Annotated in this window: 13 protein-coding genes; 9 read left to right on the plus strand and 4 right to left on the minus strand. The window is 41.8% G+C overall.

All coding sequences use genetic code 11. From position 1 onward, the window contains the following. Nucleotides 1-60 precede the first annotated feature (60 nt). The 8 genes from ACJHWK_RS20695 (at nt 61) to ACJHWK_RS20730 (ending at nt 8,159) form a co-directional block, all read left to right on the plus strand. Nucleotides 61-1,185, plus strand: coding sequence for a site-specific integrase (locus tag ACJHWK_RS20695; RefSeq protein WP_000486716.1), 1,125 nt, complete (start codon nt 61-63; stop codon nt 1,183-1,185). An 11-nt stretch (nt 1,186-1,196) separates the two neighbouring features. Then, nucleotides 1,197-1,850: a hypothetical protein gene (locus ACJHWK_RS20700; RefSeq protein ID WP_170855322.1), complete on the plus strand. Its 654-nt coding sequence runs from the start codon at nt 1,197-1,199 to the stop codon at nt 1,848-1,850. A 46-nt stretch (nt 1,851-1,896) separates the two neighbouring features. Further along, nucleotides 1,897-2,412 carry a thermonuclease family protein gene (locus ACJHWK_RS20705; protein WP_000698398.1) on the plus strand — a complete coding sequence of 172 codons (516 nt, stop codon included), beginning with the start codon at nt 1,897-1,899 and terminating at the stop codon, nt 2,410-2,412. A gap of 94 nt (nt 2,413-2,506) precedes the next feature. Beyond that, nucleotides 2,507-4,183: a PcfJ domain-containing protein gene (locus ACJHWK_RS20710; RefSeq protein WP_000289347.1), complete on the plus strand. Its 1,677-nt coding sequence runs from the start codon at nt 2,507-2,509 to the stop codon at nt 4,181-4,183. Nucleotides 4,184-4,352: 169 nt separating this feature from the next. Next, a complete protein-coding gene (locus tag ACJHWK_RS20715) occupies nt 4,353-4,928 on the plus strand; it encodes a hypothetical protein (RefSeq protein WP_001303470.1) in 576 nt (191 codons plus the stop codon). Between the two features lie 4 nt (nt 4,929-4,932). Then, on the plus strand, nt 4,933-7,098 hold the full coding sequence (locus ACJHWK_RS20720) for a type IA DNA topoisomerase (RefSeq protein ID WP_034169408.1): 2,166 nt from the start codon (nt 4,933-4,935) through the stop codon (nt 7,096-7,098). A gap of 68 nt (nt 7,099-7,166) precedes the next feature. Beyond that, nucleotides 7,167-7,373, plus strand: coding sequence for a hemolysin expression modulator Hha (hha, locus tag ACJHWK_RS20725; protein WP_000850854.1), 207 nt, complete (start codon nt 7,167-7,169; stop codon nt 7,371-7,373). A gap of 345 nt (nt 7,374-7,718) precedes the next feature. Continuing rightward, the gene (locus ACJHWK_RS20730; protein ID WP_000666084.1) at nt 7,719-8,159 is read left to right on the plus strand and encodes a hypothetical protein; all 441 of its coding nucleotides are present in this window, start codon (nt 7,719-7,721) and stop codon (nt 8,157-8,159) included. Here ACJHWK_RS20730 and ACJHWK_RS20735 read toward each other — a convergent pair. From ACJHWK_RS20735 to ACJHWK_RS20750, 4 genes are all read right to left on the minus strand, one after another. Next, nucleotides 8,118-8,891: a PAP2 family protein gene (locus ACJHWK_RS20735; protein ID WP_052234578.1), complete on the minus strand. Its 774-nt coding sequence runs from the start codon at nt 8,889-8,891 to the stop codon at nt 8,118-8,120. The genes ACJHWK_RS20730 and ACJHWK_RS20735 overlap by 42 nt on opposite strands. A gap of 71 nt (nt 8,892-8,962) precedes the next feature. Beyond that, nucleotides 8,963-10,588, minus strand: coding sequence for a phosphoethanolamine--lipid A transferase MCR-1.1 (locus tag ACJHWK_RS20740; RefSeq protein WP_049589868.1), 1,626 nt, complete (start codon nt 10,586-10,588; stop codon nt 8,963-8,965). Between the two features lie 220 nt (nt 10,589-10,808). Then, complete coding sequence (locus tag ACJHWK_RS20745) at nt 10,809-15,122, minus strand: LPD7 domain-containing protein (protein ID WP_034169409.1); 4,314 nt, start codon at nt 15,120-15,122, stop codon at nt 10,809-10,811. Then, entirely contained in the window at nt 15,119-15,460 is a 342-nt protein-coding gene (locus ACJHWK_RS20750; protein WP_000730722.1) for a plasmid mobilization protein, read from the minus strand. Before ACJHWK_RS20750 ends, ACJHWK_RS20745 begins: the two co-directional genes overlap by 4 nt. A gap of 368 nt (nt 15,461-15,828) precedes the next feature. Between ACJHWK_RS20750 and ACJHWK_RS20755 the strand changes: the two genes are divergently transcribed. Beyond that, a complete protein-coding gene (locus tag ACJHWK_RS20755) occupies nt 15,829-16,230 on the plus strand; it encodes a hypothetical protein (RefSeq protein WP_021575837.1) in 402 nt (133 codons plus the stop codon).

A 16,230-nucleotide genomic window follows, 5' to 3' on the forward strand; every position in this document is an offset into this window, starting at 1 on the left:
GTGATATTGCATTTCGAAGCAAGAATCTCTACCTTCCCCCCTTTTTTGTCTGGAGGGGATATGTTTCAGAAAATCAAAATTCGCAAAATGACAATCAGCCGGGCGCTGGACAAATACCTGAAGACAGTATCCATCCACAAAAAAGGCCATCTACAGGAGTTTTATCGCGTAAATGTGATTAAACGTCACCCTATTGCTGAACGCTATATGGATGACATTACCACTGTTGATATTGCCAATTATCGGGATCAACGGTTGGCGCAAATTAACCCACGAACGGGGCGTCAAATAACCGGAAACACCGTCCGTCTTGAACTTGCCCTGTTGTCATCATTATTCAATATCGCCCGTGTGGAATGGGGAACATGCCGCATGAATCCTGTCGAACTGGTCAGAAAACCCAAAATCAGTAGCGGGCGCGATCGTCGCCTGACTTCAGGAGAAGAACGCCGACTTTCGCGGTATTTCAAAGAAAAAAATCAGGCTCTTTACGTCATTTTTCATCTGGCGCTGGAAACAGCAATGCGACAAGGTGAAATCTTGTCATTGCGTTGGGAACACGTCGATCTGCAACATGGGGTAGCTCATCTTCCAACAACCAAAAACGGTGCTCCACGCGATGTTCCGCTATCCAGGAAAGCCCGTAATTACCTGCAAATGCTGCCGACACAGCTTAACGGTAATATTTTTTCTTATACCTCTTCGGGATTCAAAAGTGCCTGGCGAACAGCACTTCAGGAACTGAAGATAGAAAACTTGCATTTTCATGACCTCCGTCATGAGGCTATCAGCCGATTTTTCGAACTTGGTACATTGAACGTCATTGAGGTTGCCGCTATTTCAGGCCATCGCTCCCTGAACATGTTGAAACGATACACACACCTTCGGGCTTATCAACTTGTCAGTAAACTCGATGCCCGACGCAAGCAAACCAGCAAAATCGCTCCCTATTTTGTTCCCTACCCGGCAACGGTCGAGAACAGAAACGGGCAAGTCGTTGTGACTCTGAGTGATTTCGACCTGGAAACAAGCGCAGCCACAAAAGAACAGGCCATATTTCATGCCAGCGTGTTGCTGCTACGAACACTGGCACAAGCCGCCCAGCGAGGAGAACGCGTCCCTACTCCTGGCGAACTTCCTACAAACATTGATGAACGGGTAATGATTTGTCCATTAACAAATTAGAGGATTCACTTATGATAGAACAACTACAGAGTGATTTTTTATTCTGGATATTTATTTACTTCCTGATAGTAGGTTTGCTTATCAGAAACATTCATCTTACCAGAAAAATTAAATCCATCGAAAAAAACAAAATGTTCCCAGCGGAGGAATATGCTGTCCTGGACATTGAACAGCATATGTCCAATAAATATATTGGGCGGCTAGTAACCCGTTTTATGAAGAGAACTAATGGTGCACCTTTGTTAATTGTGTTTCCAGAATACGATAAAGGAGACAACAATGAAGACAAAAATTCTCCACCATTCCAACTTGGAAAACTAACATCCAACATCAACAATATTAAAGAAATTTATTCCAATGATGACTTAAACTGTTTTCTGAATAATATTTCGGCACAAAAAAATTTATATACAACGCACTCTGGACCTAGCCAGGCATGGATTGAACATGCATATCCTTTGCAACAAGTAACTATTCTCTTACAAGGCACTCGTCATAGTGAAAGGGAAGATATAATCAGTCAACTTGAGATTATTCTTTCCAGACTAAAAAATGGAGAAAATACAGGTTTTGAGCATGACGATGATTTTGGATATTCATTTCAGTATGATGCCGCAGCAGTAGGAAAATCATCATTTTTCGATGAAGCGGCAGGAAGAAAATAAGAATAACGCTCTATCCATTGCACAGACAAATTAACGTTAATCTTTTATGAAAATCTTATTAACAATATTTATTTATCTGCTTACCGCTTTTCAGTCTGCAAATGCAGGTGGAATACCTTATACATTTAACCAGAAAATTCTTCAGGGGAAAGTTATTCGCGTTCTCGATGGCGACACCATAGAAATTAAAACACTACCCGCAAAAATTGTTGTGTATGAAGTTCCGATCCGAGTCCGATTGATAAACATCGATGCCCCTGAAAAGAAACAACCTTTTGGACGCTGGTCAACTAGTCAGCTTAAAACTCTGGTTGCAGGTAAACAGGTGACAGTCTCTTATTCACATAAAGACCGCTACGGACGCATTATCGGTCATGTGTTCACGACGAACGGCACGGATGCCAGCCGCTTTATGGTTCAGTCTGGCGCTGCATGGGTATATGAACGTTACAACGTGGATGAGTCATTACCGGCTCTGCAACGGGAAGCGCAGGAACAAAAACGTGGTTTGTGGGCCGATGCAAATCCGGTTCCACCGTGGGAATGGCGTATCAGAAATTAAGGGGGCAAGAAAATGCATTCTTCTTTTGGTTTGCCATGATTCTGTCTTTTTATCTTTGTGCAATATTAAAGGCTTCTTTTTAACAGGGGGCGGCATGTATGTAATTAATCAACAGACAAGGGACAATAATATTCTTACGTTGCATGATGTTTTTAAAATCTATCAAAATACAGGGGGGCTTCGTCTTGTAAAAACAGAGGAGAATGAAAAGTACATCTCCATTATCATTTGTGGCGTTTTTCGTATTAGAAAAAACAAAAAGAATAACAAAATCACTTTGTGGGGATACAAGCTAAGAGATAAGCACACTGGGGTATGGACCAGAAGAAATTCATTTCCTGGTAAGATTTTTTTATTCTGGTCTAAAAAATCTGCATACGACATGGACGACTGGTTAAAATATGCGATTAGCTACATCATCAAATCATTGATTGAGGCTGGATATTCAATTGAAGACAAACTCTATTTGTTACGCATTGGAGAGGAAGAGGAAAACAGTGAGAGTCGTTATATTTCCACACTATATCCATCCAATGTATATTACTCATATGAGTATGGAATACATGACATTGTTCATTGCCTTGGTAAAATAGCATCATTCAACTACCCCTATAATACACGATATATCAGCAGACATATTTTACTCGCAGAGATAAAAAACAAAATTTATCAGAGAGCATTAAAAATTATAGGGGTGGATAATGAATTTAATGCTTCAAAAGCATTGAGTAAAGCTATATGGATAATGGTAGATAAAAAGATATTTGCACAATATGCCAGAGCTTCACATTGTTCGATAGCTTACAATTCAATTCGTCAGGCATTATTTGAGGACTATCTGGATTTTTCAAAGCGAATCCATATTGTGAATGATATGGATTTTTTCGGATTGTGGCCTATGGTTGGTCGTCTAAGACAACAACATAAAAATGGTCAGTTTATACTATCTGGAAAGACAAAAGAGTTATATGAAAAAATCAGTTTTCCCTGCAAACTTAGTTATGGTGAGTTCAGAAGTTTACGACATGTTAGTTTGTCATTAGTATATGCTTTAAATGATAAACATGATAATGCATCATTCAGATTTACAGTCAGATTATTACGCCATCCACTTATCAAGAACTATCCTGTGAGAGCAATTTACTGGATTATCGATTATATTAGCATTCGAGCTTACTCAGAAAAAGAAAATGATATTTATCGTATATGCTCAAAATGGCTAGAATATCATCGTGATTTATTTAAAAACATTGGCTTTTATGACCGTAATACTGAATCCAGGCAAACATCACGCTGGGAAATGGAAACGAATCAGTTGTGTCATGCAATTGACTGGTTGTTAGCAGAAGAACGGTTAATTCATAAAAACCAGGAGTGGCCTTCTTTCTGGAGACTATCTGATGAATGGACGCGACAAGTGAAGAATAACGTTATTCCCGTAATCCCAAAATGGAAAGGAACTGGGATAAACTGGCAGAAAGTTGATAACGGTGTAAATGAATTAATTACATTTGATGCTCTGTGTCAGGAAGGTCAGGAGATGGAACATTGCGTTGCCAGTTATGCAGACTGGTGTGCATCTGGAGAATATATTGCAATTTCAGTCCTGATGGATAATGAAAGAGCCACTCTTGGACTTTCACGAAAAGAACATGATTTAACCTATCAGTTTGACCAGATGAGAGGTATTCGTAATCAGGCTGTTTCCAGAAACATGCTAATTAAAGGCAGGCATATTTTAAAAATAATCAACTCATCACTAAAAAGATAATGAGTCATCGCATCTCATTACAGCACCGATGACTGGGTGTTTATTCTTTCTGAATACAAAAACTGACTGAAAGATAAGGAAAGAAAGTTTTCTTACCTGTTTGTCTTACGCAATGGTGAACTGGTTCACCATGAGGTCAACAAATCAGAGCTTCTTTGAGAGGTTTAACATGCAATATGCATTGCTTGATGGATTTGAACGAAAGTTTTTGCTGGATGCTCTTGAATTCGGTGTTCTGAAGGACTGGAAAGAAAATCCGGTAAAAGAACTTCCTGATATTGATGAATCTGCTCACCCCTTCCATGTCTGTTATGGTGGATATTTATTAAATCCTGGTGTTTCAGATTCAGATATTAGCAGAAAAATAAAAGACCAGACAGGATTCTGGCTGGCAGCTATTGATGATACCCGCATGGATTGTCATTCAATAGCTTATTATGATATTCACACACTCCCTCTGATTTCGTGTGGTCATCAAAAGATAGTTCCTTTTGCCGCGTTAATAAAAGCTGATGAATGCATCATTTCAAAAATTTCTTCGTATTCTGGTTTTGCCGTAACAGCCTTTTTGAGAATTAAAGACCAGGATATTGCAACTAATATACTTAACCGTGAGGGGATTTTTGCTTTTAATGGCTGTGAACGCAGATTCAGACATCCAGTAAGTGAAGATAACTGGCAACAGGCAGTATCAGAAGAACGTGCTATCCGTTGTGCCAAAAGATTAATTCAATGTAAAGGATAACAAAATGAAACTTTTTATCGCAGAAAAACCCGCAGTAGCGAATGATATTGTTAAGGCGCTTGGTGGCAATTTTACCCGTCATGATGGCTGGTTTGAAAGTGATAATACTATTGTGACTAACTGTTTTGGTCATATTATCGAATCACAGCCCCCCGAAAACTATAATCCTGAATACAAAGAGTGGAAGATTGAAACACTCCCTTTGCGTCTTTATCCCGTAAAATACCAGCCAGTAGAAAGCGCCGCAAAACAAGTTAAAACGATTATTGAGCTTATCAGGCGTGCCGATGTGACCGAAATTATTCATGCTGGCGATCCAGATGACGAAGGACAGCTACTTGTCGATGAGGTCCTGGAATATGCAGGCAACACAAAACCCGTTAAGCGCGTTCTGATCAACGACAACACCCTTCCGGCAGTGAAAAAGGCACTGGCAAATCCCAAAAATAACCGTGACTTCAGAGGACTCTATCTCAAGGCTCTGGCGCGTTCTGTAGCCGACGCGATATACGGTTTATCCATGACGCGTGCTTATACGATCCCGGCACGGGCTAAAGGCTATAAAGGGACACTTTCGGTCGGGCGTGTTCAGACGCCTATTCTTGGCCTGATAGTAAATCGCACCCGTGCCAACAAGAATCATAAATCCAGTTTCTACTACACCATGACCGGGCATTTTCAACGCGGCGTTGATGTTATCAGGGCGAACTGGAAACCTGGTGAGTTCGCACCACTGACAGACCGTAAATTACTTGATAAGGCGTGGGCGAATGGAACAGCGGCTTCCCTTGCAGGAAAACCAGCGACAGTTGAAGCAGCAGCAACAGACGATAAAAAAACGGCTGCGCCATTGCCCTTTAACCTGGTCCGGCTTCAGCAGTACATGAACAAGAAGTTCAAAATGACGGCACAACAAACGCTGGATATCACACAGCAGCTACGTGAAAAATACAAAGCAATTACTTACAACCGTTCAGATTGCTCATATCTTTCTGATGAACAATTCAGCGAAGCACCACAGGTTCTCGATGCCCTGAAGTCAGTATTCGATCAGCCACTGGACGTTGATTCGACACGTAAAAGCAAGGCGTTTAACAGTGCGAAAGTGACTGCGCATACGGCGATAATCCCGACCGTTAACGTACCGGATGTAAACGCGCTGAGCAGTGACGAGCGCAATGTTTACCTGGCAATCGCACAACACTATCTTGTTCAGTTCATGCCTGAAAAAACATACCAGGAAGTATCCGTTGCCATTCAGTGTGGTGATGAGTCGTTTTATGCCCGTGCCAGGAAAACAACAGACAGCGGATTTGAAGCGTTTCTTGGTGAGGAAAATACCGGGGATGAGGAATCAGAAGCCGAAAATGATGATTCCGCTTTTGATCTGCTCTGTAAAATTCGCACAGGAGAAACAGTGACGACAAAAGAAGTGGTTGTGAATGAGAAGAAAACAACGCCACCGCCATTATTCACCGAAGCCACTTTACTTGCCGCGCTTGTTCGTGTCGCAGATTTTGTCACTGATCCAGTGATTAAAAAGTTACTGAAGGATAAAGATCGGGATAAAAAAGACGAACATGGCGGTATTGGTACGCCAGCTACGCGGGCTTCCATATTGGAAACACTGAAAAAACGGAACTATATCACCCTGGAAAAAGGAAAACTTATTCCGACTGATACCGGGTATGCGCTTATTGATGCTCTGCCGGATATAGCTGTTAATCCAGATATGACGGCATTATGGGCGGAAAAACAGACACTCATTGAAAACGGAGAAATGACCATCGAACAGTTCGTTGACGAACTGTACAATGATCTGATACCGATGATTAGTAATGCGAACAGTGCTGAAATAAAAGTTGCCCCCAGCGCGCCGTCTGGTCAGTCACAACGCCTGCCCTCTCCTTGTCCTTCCTGTGGTAAACAGATTGTTATCAGACCAAAAGGTTATTTCTGTACAGGATGTGAATTTAAGATATGGAAAGATTTCTGCGGCAAATCATTAACCGATAAACAAATTGAAACGTTAATAACAAAAGGAGTTACAAGTGAATTGAAAGGTTTCATTAGTCAAAAAACAAACAAAGAATTTTCAGCAAAAGTAAAACTGGTTGACAAAGCAACCGGGAAACTGGGATTTGAGTTTACACAAAAAAGTAAGAAATAAATCCAGCAGTAGAAATCAAACATCGTTGTAGCTACTATAGGACAAGGATGTTCTTCAGGAATTGTACAATGAAAACAAAACAAGACTGGCTCTTTCAGTTAAGACGTTGCTCAACACTCGACACACTTGAAAAGATTATTGAAAAAAACCAAAACAGCCTCCCTCCTTCTGAGCTTGAGTCGTTTAATGCCGCCGCCGATCACAGGCTTGCAGAACTCACAATGAATAAACTCTACGATAAAATCCCCCCATCCGTCTGGAAATATGTATATTAGTTCTCATCTATTAATATTAGATTTTTGATCGACACAAACATCAGCAATCCCTATACACCTTTCATAGAATGAATTGAACCCTGTATATAGCCTGTCTGAAATGGATATCTGGCAGGCTATCTTAATAGTGTTATAGGTGATGTGAATGTTTTTCCACATGATCACTCTTTTTCTGTTCTTATCACTATTGATACTCCTGATAAGGATATTCTCCGCCAGACTAATAATTCCGGCTGTGGGCGTGTTTCTGCCAGTATCATCACTCTGGATGGGATTTCATATGCTCACAGAAAATGAATCCTGGACAGTTTTGTTGGTTCTTATACTTATAGACTGGATTAAATCATGAAAGAATACGAAAAAGCGGCTTTAATATATTCCTTAAAGGAAAGCAATACATTAGTTCTTCGGATTATACTCATCTCTATTTTAGTTGTCGGGGTGATTTCAGGCGCGGTATACTTATATAACTTAGCGATCTCGTTGTTTGATTCAAACCCGACGTCTGTGCAATTCACCGTTTGCGGAGTAGGCTGTTTTATTGCTCTATTACTTCAATGGATATCTAATGTTGATGCAAATTACAGAGAAAGAATTGGGGAGCAACCAAGTACAATAAAAAACATTGTACAATATTTATTTGCAGCCATTATTATCATTAGTTTCATTACAATGGCATTAACAGCCTCATTAGTCTTAAAAGACTCGTCCAACATATGGCTCAACATTACTTTTATTGCATTATTACTGTCCATTTTTGTAGCTGTTATTTCTGTTTGGGGTTGATTTTTTTTCCTTGAATTGTTCACCCTTCTTAAAAAACACCCACGCAAGCCCTGCCGACATCGCCCACGCAAGCATCATCGACACCACCGTATGGCTCAAAAAATGATCGCCAATAATCATCTTATAGCAGCCCATCGCCCAGCCCAATGCCATCACCACGATGATGATCGCACCACGACGGCGGCGCAAACTTGGCGCAAACGCAAAGGCAAACAGCGCAAATCCGCTACTGGCATGCGCCGCAGGAAAGCACTTATCAGGAATGGTGTTACGCATACTATCAAGCATCGGCAAATACGGCAGCGTACCATCAAAAATCGTCAAATGCACAGGGCAGACCACATGAGTATATGCCTTCAATGACGCGACAACTGTCGGCACTAGGATCAAAGTCAGCACCAGATACGCAAGCTCACGCACGCGAAATTTTGTCACTGGGACAAGCCACTTGGCAGTGATAGCATTGCCCTTTTTCTCATGATAAGCACGGCAAATGGTCGCAACCAGCAAGTAGATCAGCATCGCCATCAGCAGCTTTTTTAGTCCAGAATACAGTAGCAAATCTGGCAAAAAAGCTTGCTTGGCAACCATCCAATGCCCCATACCCAGATAAAACCAATCAGCGACCATCAGATCAATCTGACTGTGCTCAAGGGTCAGCGTGGCAACGATCGCCATGACAAGAGCGATACTCATCTCAGCAAGTAGGCGTTTATTTGATAAATACGGCATAACAAACCCCACCCCACCGCCCATAATACGAATGGAGTGTGCGGTGGGTTTGGAAAAAATACAGGGAGAAATCAGCGGATGAATGCGGTGCGGTCTTTGACTTTGTCCGCGGTGACATCAAACAGCTTTAATAATGTCGGCGTGATCGCGTCATGGGTCAGGACGGTATCGGTTGCCATTGGCGTGATGCCAGTTTGCTTATCCGTCCAGAAAAATGCAGGCACACTGCGCTGTTCTTTTGGTGCAAAGGCATTTGGCATACCATGTAGATAGACACCGTTCTCACCCAGACTTTCGCCATGATCGCTGACATACAGCATTGAGACATCATAGGCATTGCTGTGCGTCTGCAGCCACTGGATACTTTGAGCGATGAAATCATCGGTGGCAAGCAAGGCATTGTCATAAGCATTGATCAAGGACTGATGTTCGCACTTGGCAAGCTCATTACCTTCACACACTGGCGTGAATTTGGCAAACTTTTCATCATATCGCTTAAAATACGCAGGCCCGTGATTGCCCATTTGGTGCAGCATGATCAGCATATCTTTGCCGTTATTGGCAGCGACAAAGTCATCTAAGCCAACGAGCATACCGACATCGCGGCATTCGTTATAAGGATTGGTGTTGCAGATGGCGTTGTTGGTCGCGGATTTATAATCGGCAAATTGCGCTTTTGGCAGCTTATCCATCACGCCTTTTGAGTCCGAATTATTATCACGCCACAAGATACTTACGCCCAAGCGATCCAGCGTATCCAGCACATTTTCTTGGTATTTGGCGGTATCGACATCATACTCATCCGCGCCCAGATAGCTGAACATACACGGCACAGAATACGCCGTCGATGTGCCGCACGATGTGACATTGCTAAAATTGGTCACGCCATCGATCTTGGCAAGCTGTGGGAAAGTATCGCGCTCATAGCCATTGAAGCTGACATGATCGGCGCGTGCCGTCTCACCGACGACGAACACCACTAGGCGTGGCTTACGCATATCAGGCTTGGTTGCTTGTACCGCGTCTTTGGCGTGATAAATGGTATCTTTTGGCGCACTGGCTTTTTTATACTCAATACTGGCAAGCTTACCCACCGAGTAGATTGGCATGATCGGATTGACATAGCTACGCAGCGGCTTATGCACGCGAAAGAAACTGGCATAATGACTGCTGAACGCCACCACAGGCAGTAAAATCAGCGCAAGACTTGCCACGATCAAGCCCAATCGGCGCATCAAACCCTTGCCCCAAGTCGGATAATCCACCTTAACAAAAGCCACAAGCAAACTTGGTAGCACACCCAAACCAATGATACGCATGATAAACGCTGCGTTTAATAGATCCTTGGTCTCGGCTTGGTCGGTCTGTAGGGCATTTTGGAGCATGGTCGTATCATAGACCGTGCCATAAGTGTCAGTAAAATAACTGGTCACCGCGCCCATGATTAATAGCAAAATCAACACAGGCTTTAGCACATAGCGATACGATGATAACAGCGTGGTGATCAGTAGCATCGCGCCAAAGAGCACGACAGCGATCGTCAGCACAAAGCCGAGATTGTCCGCGATGGGATAGGTTTGGCTGATTTTATCAAAAAAGGTAAGATTGGCGGTCGCGGTCAAGAAAACGGCAACACTCGCCACAAGAACAAACGGACTGACCGAGCGTCGGTACCACACAGAAGTATGCTGCATCATGAGAAACTAATCAAAAAATAAACGGTGGGATAATTGTGGCAATTATACTGCAATTTTTTAAGAAATCCAGTACAATTTATCTGATATAAAAAATTATGCGATACAGAAATATTTCAGAAATTTTATTAGGCAATCATTGCGCAATCCCATACTGAATATACACTTGAGAGTATTTATAATTTGTATCTTAAAAAGCCCGAAAACCGGGCTTTTTTCTTAATTAGTGCATGTCCTGTGAATTGTCACGCTGTTGCTGCAATTCCAGATGTTCTTCTCTGGCCTGGACAAATTGTTTTCCAAGAGCATCTTCTGCCATTTCACGAGTGAATCCGTGATTAAGCAAATCGGATTCGGCCTTCTCCCTTTCGAACTTCAGTCCTTCCCCTCTGAACTTGTCCTCAAAGCGATCAATTGCCTCAAGAATCTTGCCGTCTTCCGGCGTGCAATCCCGTCCCTGTGCTTTCTCAATTTCATGACGCTCCACGCGTTCAGCATTTTTCATTACAGCGTCAATCCCCTGAGAAATATGTTCAGACTCGACGCGATAAATGACAGTATCGCGCTTATTGAGATCATGTAGCTCGCATTCAACCCGGCCCCACTCAATAGCATCCTTGAGAGAGCTGAAATCTTTTATTTCAGCATTCAGGCCTTCATGTGTTGAGAAATAGACATAATCCTTCTGTTGTTCCAGTTTATTCACATTTTCAATAGCCCTTGTACTGAAATGGATACCTGTAATTACCGGAACACGAGCCGATGTTTGGTCCCCCGTTAAAACTTCAGAAGGTGTTTTTCCAGTGATCGCGGCAAATTGCTGCTCCGTAACATCCACTCTGGCAACTGCATCACCACGCTCTAAGCCATGCTTACCAGCGACCGCAAGGTGATAAAGACCACCTTCCCCCCTGGTAATTTCCGCCTCCACAACGATATCCCCATTGCAGGAACTGAACTGAGAACGGTCTTTAACCAGGAAGTTTTCAAGCCCGGAGATCATATGCTCGTTAGCTGAAATACTGGCGAGTATCTCTTCTGGTGATTCTCTGGACGAATCCCCCGCCTGTTCCATCACTGCCATATTAGCGTCATTAACAGCGTCCTTAATTCCTTTAAAGGCGATTTCTTCTCTTGTTACAGGTGTGATTAAGATATCATCCTGGTTAAGCCCGTGCTCCTGAAGCATCTTATTTTTATATTCAGATGCGTCGTGCAATGACTCAAAAGTCTTAATATCTTCACTAAACTCATCCTTCGAAAAAGAAACCGCATACACTGGAGTACGGTATTCTTCATATGAATTGGCAATTATTTCAAATGGCCTATCAAACGTTACTAATGCCCCCTCTGGATAAGAGGATAATTCATCGGTTGAGACAGTTTTAGACATAAGCACAACAGTATCAAAACCATCACCATTTAAATAATTGCTTTCATATTTTTCTATTGCAGAAGATTTGCTTTCCTCATAACACTGAATAGCCGCATCTTTAGAATGAAAGACGATACCTTCATTCAAATCATGGAAGCGACTAAAGTTTATACAATAAATTTCCTGTTTATTATGCACCTGCGCAGTAGCCTGATCGTGTTGAGTAGTAAGCTGCTCCTGAATCAGAGCCTGTGTTCTGTCAATACCTAACTCATTCACAATTTTGCAAAATTCTTTTGCGTCGTTTTCATTATCAAAACTGGCAACGTCAAAAATATCATCGCTGTCTCCAGGTACATGTCCCAGCACTTCCCAAATCTCATTTTCATCGCTATCCAGAGATTTCAAATAGCCAAATTCACCATTTGTGCCTTTACTAAGCATCTGTGAATCCAGGGTGTTTGCCCTGGTAATAACACCAGGATCATATGAAGATGTGGCCTGCGCTGCGACCTGTGCTTGCTCTGTGGCCTGTGCCTGCTCTGTGGCCTGTGCCTGTTCGGTAGCCTGTTCCTGTTCGGTAGCCTGTTCCTGTTCGGTGACCTGTTCCTGTTCGGTGGCCTGTTCCTGCTCTGTAGCCTGTGCCTGCTCTGTAGCCTGTGCCTGTTCTGTAGCCTGTGCCTGCTCTGTAGCCTGTGCCTGCTCTGTAGCCTGTTCCTGTTCGGTGGCCTGTTCCTTCAATGCATCACCTTTCTCTATTCTGGATTCGGACTCCTGGCTATTTTCCTGTGTTTCCACCTGCTCAAACTTATTACCCTGAAGTTCTGCTTTTAATTCCAGCATCATCTGTTGATACTGCTCCGGGCGTAAAATAATCTTCATGTCCTGCTCTGCGGCAACTTCAGCGCACATTTTTTTGAAATCTTCAGAGCCGGTAAGTTTGAGTACACCACCAAACTTTTCCCTGGAATACTCAAGCATTATTCCGATCTCTTCTTTTGAAGGATTTTTACCCGCAACGACAAAGTTCCCTTTGTCGGTAAAGACAGGCTTTTCCGATTCCTGATCGCGATAAACAATCCTGGAATCCTGCTTATCCATCACAAGATCTTTTAGTTTGGAGTTAACCTTTTTCGCCTCTTCTAAGCGGCGCTGGGAATCCACCGCTTTCTGAAGCGAAAGTTCGGGTTCGTCAGCAGAAATGGCGTTGATTTCATCGAAGTTGAGATAGCTTTTGAGACGTTCAAGGGCTTTCATTTCATCTTTATCCTTATGCCAGTCAGCATGATATTGACGAATTATGTGTCGCCCCTCTGTGTCGAGTTCAGAAAGACGCTCAAGTGTGGTTAGTTTTTTGTAAACAATCACACCCACGGCAATATCACGCTGTTCACGTGGTATTAACTTCAACTCGCGTCTCATCTCTCGCAGATCATTATACAGCTTGCCACGCTCAAACCTGATAGTATTTCGTAATGTTTTTTCCGATAAATTCAGTGAGTTAAGACGCTCACGGGCTTCATGATGCGTAAGGCGTCTGTAGGTTGGATAGCGCGTATATGGCGTGTTTTCTAACTGCTGTGAATAAACTTCAAGCAGAAAGGATTTCGCATCTTTCCAGGCAAGATTAATATGCTTTGTCAGAAAATCAGATGCGTTCATATTACGATTCCCCACAGAAAACCGGGGGGAACCGTCCTTTGCTGTTCTGATTTTATGCTGCGCTGGAATAATATTAAAACGCTCGGCGGCAGAAGACAGAAACCTGACAGGATCAATATTTCTGCGAATTTCTGCCATCGTTGCAATTTCGTTTTTCTCTGCCGCCTCATTCAGAGTCTGAAACATCGTTTCACACAAAAAAGAAGAGCGTTCAAGACTTTTTATTCCTGACTCTGTGAATTGTCTATCATAATCCCGTCGCACATCCTGACCAGGATGTTCTCTTTGCGATAATTGCTCTGCCAGATCACGCTGCGAAATATCTGACAATACACTGACAGAGTCGGGTCTTGTGAATCCATTGATTCCGTAAACCATACCGCGTTGGGGCATACGTGACAATCCGACTGTTGCTTCAGATTGACGGATTCTGGCAAACTTTTTAGGACACGACTTGTAACCTCCCGCTCGTCCTGACGTTTGCTGAGAATTTCTTTCGTTAAGTTTTTCTCTTGAGTCATATTCTTTTATCCTCTCTTGCAGGAAATCAATTTGTTGTGAAGGGCTTAATGTCTTGTAAAGTTCCCTTGTTTTCTCCGCCTGGTTAAAAATATGCTTAATCTCTTGGCTTGTTTTATTTAACCAGGTATTAAGTCTCTTTTCTATCTCTTTGTGTGTTGGTTTCTCAAGTGTTAATGTCCTTGTCTCAATGTAATTCTGACGAAAAAGAGGACTTTTTAAGTTTATGTATTTTTTATCTCCAGGCAATTTTACAGCCAGATACTCATTGGTTTTACCAGCATTTCTTATACGAAGTTCACCATACTCTGCAACAATATCTTTGAATACAGAGTAATTTTCAATTTTCTCGTTCTCTATACGCGAAAGCAACTCACCTTTCAATTCAGAGTGATGCTCTTTGTAAAGATCCCCCTTAACTCTACTTATAATTTTTCCGTAATCCGCATCTTTACGCGGATAGTCTTTAGGGCTATCAAGATTATATTTATTATTAATAAATTCCTGTATAGCATCAAGCTGTTCAATTGTATGCCCTTTGGTAACATCTCCCACTGGATTCAGGAACTTTTCAGTAATCAAATTTACTTTAGGAATTACAATATGAATATGTGGTTTTCTTTCAACAAGTTCACCAGTGCTATTATCCTGGATATGACGAATTTTAGGCAAATGAGCTTCCGCATAAAAAGAGTATTCATCAGGATGATAAGCATTCATCAATAATTTTTTATAATCATCAACAACAGCCTTTAACACTTCATTCGACACATGACTTTCATGAAAAGACAGAGTAATGTGCAAATAACGTTCCTGACTTTTGTTTTCAATAGAATCAATAATCTTATCTGTAGTCTGTAAATCACCATCAAGAACAACACGATGATCAAGTTCATCACGCGTGTACTGGCGTTCTGCTTTGCGACCATTTATCAGATAATCAACGATACCATCATTACCACCACCGTATCTGACAATCATTTAGCTATCTCCTGAAGGCGATCACGAATACCGATTAGTCCATTTAAAACCTTTTTATAAAGCGATTCTGATATAATACCTTTTAAATGATCTGAATTTAATCGGTGCGCTATTTGATTTATGTTGTTTCCTGCCCAACTCAACTGAGAAAGACAACGTTTGTATTCTGGTATGTTACGTTTATCAGATGCATATGTGTTTATTTTACCAATAGTAAGCAGCCTGAAAAATTCAGACTTACTAATATTAAGCTCTTTTATAGCCCTATCGAACGGAGCATATTCTTCTTCGGTAAGTCTGAATGTTACATGAACGTTTTTGTTGGTTTTTTTCTTCATATGTCCTCAAGGTTCGTAGAACCGCATAAGAACGGCTGCATCGTTCGGGGTTTCAAAGGGGCGTCCCCCTTTGGCACACGATTGTAACATGACCGGAACGGTCTTGTGTACAATCGGTATCGTGCCTGTGTTTTAGAAGAACAAAAAATGCCGTGCATACAGCCCACACAATGACTCACATAATAACCCACAACCAAAAACACACAACCCACATAATCACCCACACTTTAACCCACAAAAAAGACCACACCCCCATTGACAACCCACAAAACAACCCACATAATCACCCAACACAAACGGCGAGCAAATTGCTTTAAATAAGGTATTATGCCAATGTAGGAGGTAGAGAGAGAGAGGAAATGTAACAAATGAAAAAGATCGAGAGTTTATTATCTCCAATATGCGAGGCTATAAACGAAACAAAATCGAAATCAAAACAGGCTGTCTTCAATATGTATTTGCAAAATATACTTGAAGCAAAGAAATATTATACATGGGAGCAAATAGCTGATTACATAAACAACAACACCAAGACAGAACTAGCCCAAAAGACTTATATAAATATGACAGAGAGGGCTAAAAAAAGACAAAAATGCACTGAACCAAAAGAACAGGCAAAAACCATAGATGTAATTGATCAGAATGAAGCTAAAGGCGATGAACCGAGAGGGGGGGTAAAAGGTTTTTTTTCAAACATTAGTGAGAACAAAAAAGAAATAGAGCACGATCCAAGTGCTACGAATGAAAAATTCATAAATAAATATCTTTAA

Source organism: Escherichia sp. WS547, assembly GCF_046486065.1.
In the GTDB taxonomy this organism is placed as follows: Bacteria; Pseudomonadota; Gammaproteobacteria; order Enterobacterales; family Enterobacteriaceae; genus Escherichia; species Escherichia coli.

What these genes read in the sequence shown, in the direction of transcription:
- ACJHWK_RS20695 (WP_000486716.1), top strand. Translation starts at nt 61, where the DNA reads ATGTTTCAGAAAATCAAAATTCGCAAAATGACAATCAGCCGGGCGCTG.
- ACJHWK_RS20700 (WP_170855322.1), top strand. Translation starts at nt 1,197, where the DNA reads ATGATAGAACAACTACAGAGTGATTTTTTATTCTGGATATTTATTTAC.
- ACJHWK_RS20705 (WP_000698398.1), top strand. Translation starts at nt 1,897, where the DNA reads ATGAAAATCTTATTAACAATATTTATTTATCTGCTTACCGCTTTTCAG.
- ACJHWK_RS20710 (WP_000289347.1), top strand. Translation starts at nt 2,507, where the DNA reads ATGTATGTAATTAATCAACAGACAAGGGACAATAATATTCTTACGTTG.
- ACJHWK_RS20715 (WP_001303470.1), top strand. Translation starts at nt 4,353, where the DNA reads ATGCAATATGCATTGCTTGATGGATTTGAACGAAAGTTTTTGCTGGAT.
- ACJHWK_RS20720 (WP_034169408.1), top strand. Translation starts at nt 4,933, where the DNA reads ATGAAACTTTTTATCGCAGAAAAACCCGCAGTAGCGAATGATATTGTT.
- hha (WP_000850854.1), top strand. Translation starts at nt 7,167, where the DNA reads ATGAAAACAAAACAAGACTGGCTCTTTCAGTTAAGACGTTGCTCAACA.
- ACJHWK_RS20730 (WP_000666084.1), top strand. Translation starts at nt 7,719, where the DNA reads ATGAAAGAATACGAAAAAGCGGCTTTAATATATTCCTTAAAGGAAAGC.
- ACJHWK_RS20735 (WP_052234578.1), bottom strand. Translation starts at nt 8,891, where the DNA reads ATGCCGTATTTATCAAATAAACGCCTACTTGCTGAGATGAGTATCGCT.
- ACJHWK_RS20740 (WP_049589868.1), bottom strand. Translation starts at nt 10,588, where the DNA reads ATGATGCAGCATACTTCTGTGTGGTACCGACGCTCGGTCAGTCCGTTT.
- ACJHWK_RS20745 (WP_034169409.1), bottom strand. Translation starts at nt 15,122, where the DNA reads ATGATTGTCAGATACGGTGGTGGTAATGATGGTATCGTTGATTATCTG.
- ACJHWK_RS20750 (WP_000730722.1), bottom strand. Translation starts at nt 15,460, where the DNA reads ATGAAGAAAAAAACCAACAAAAACGTTCATGTAACATTCAGACTTACC.
- ACJHWK_RS20755 (WP_021575837.1), top strand. Translation starts at nt 15,829, where the DNA reads ATGAAAAAGATCGAGAGTTTATTATCTCCAATATGCGAGGCTATAAAC.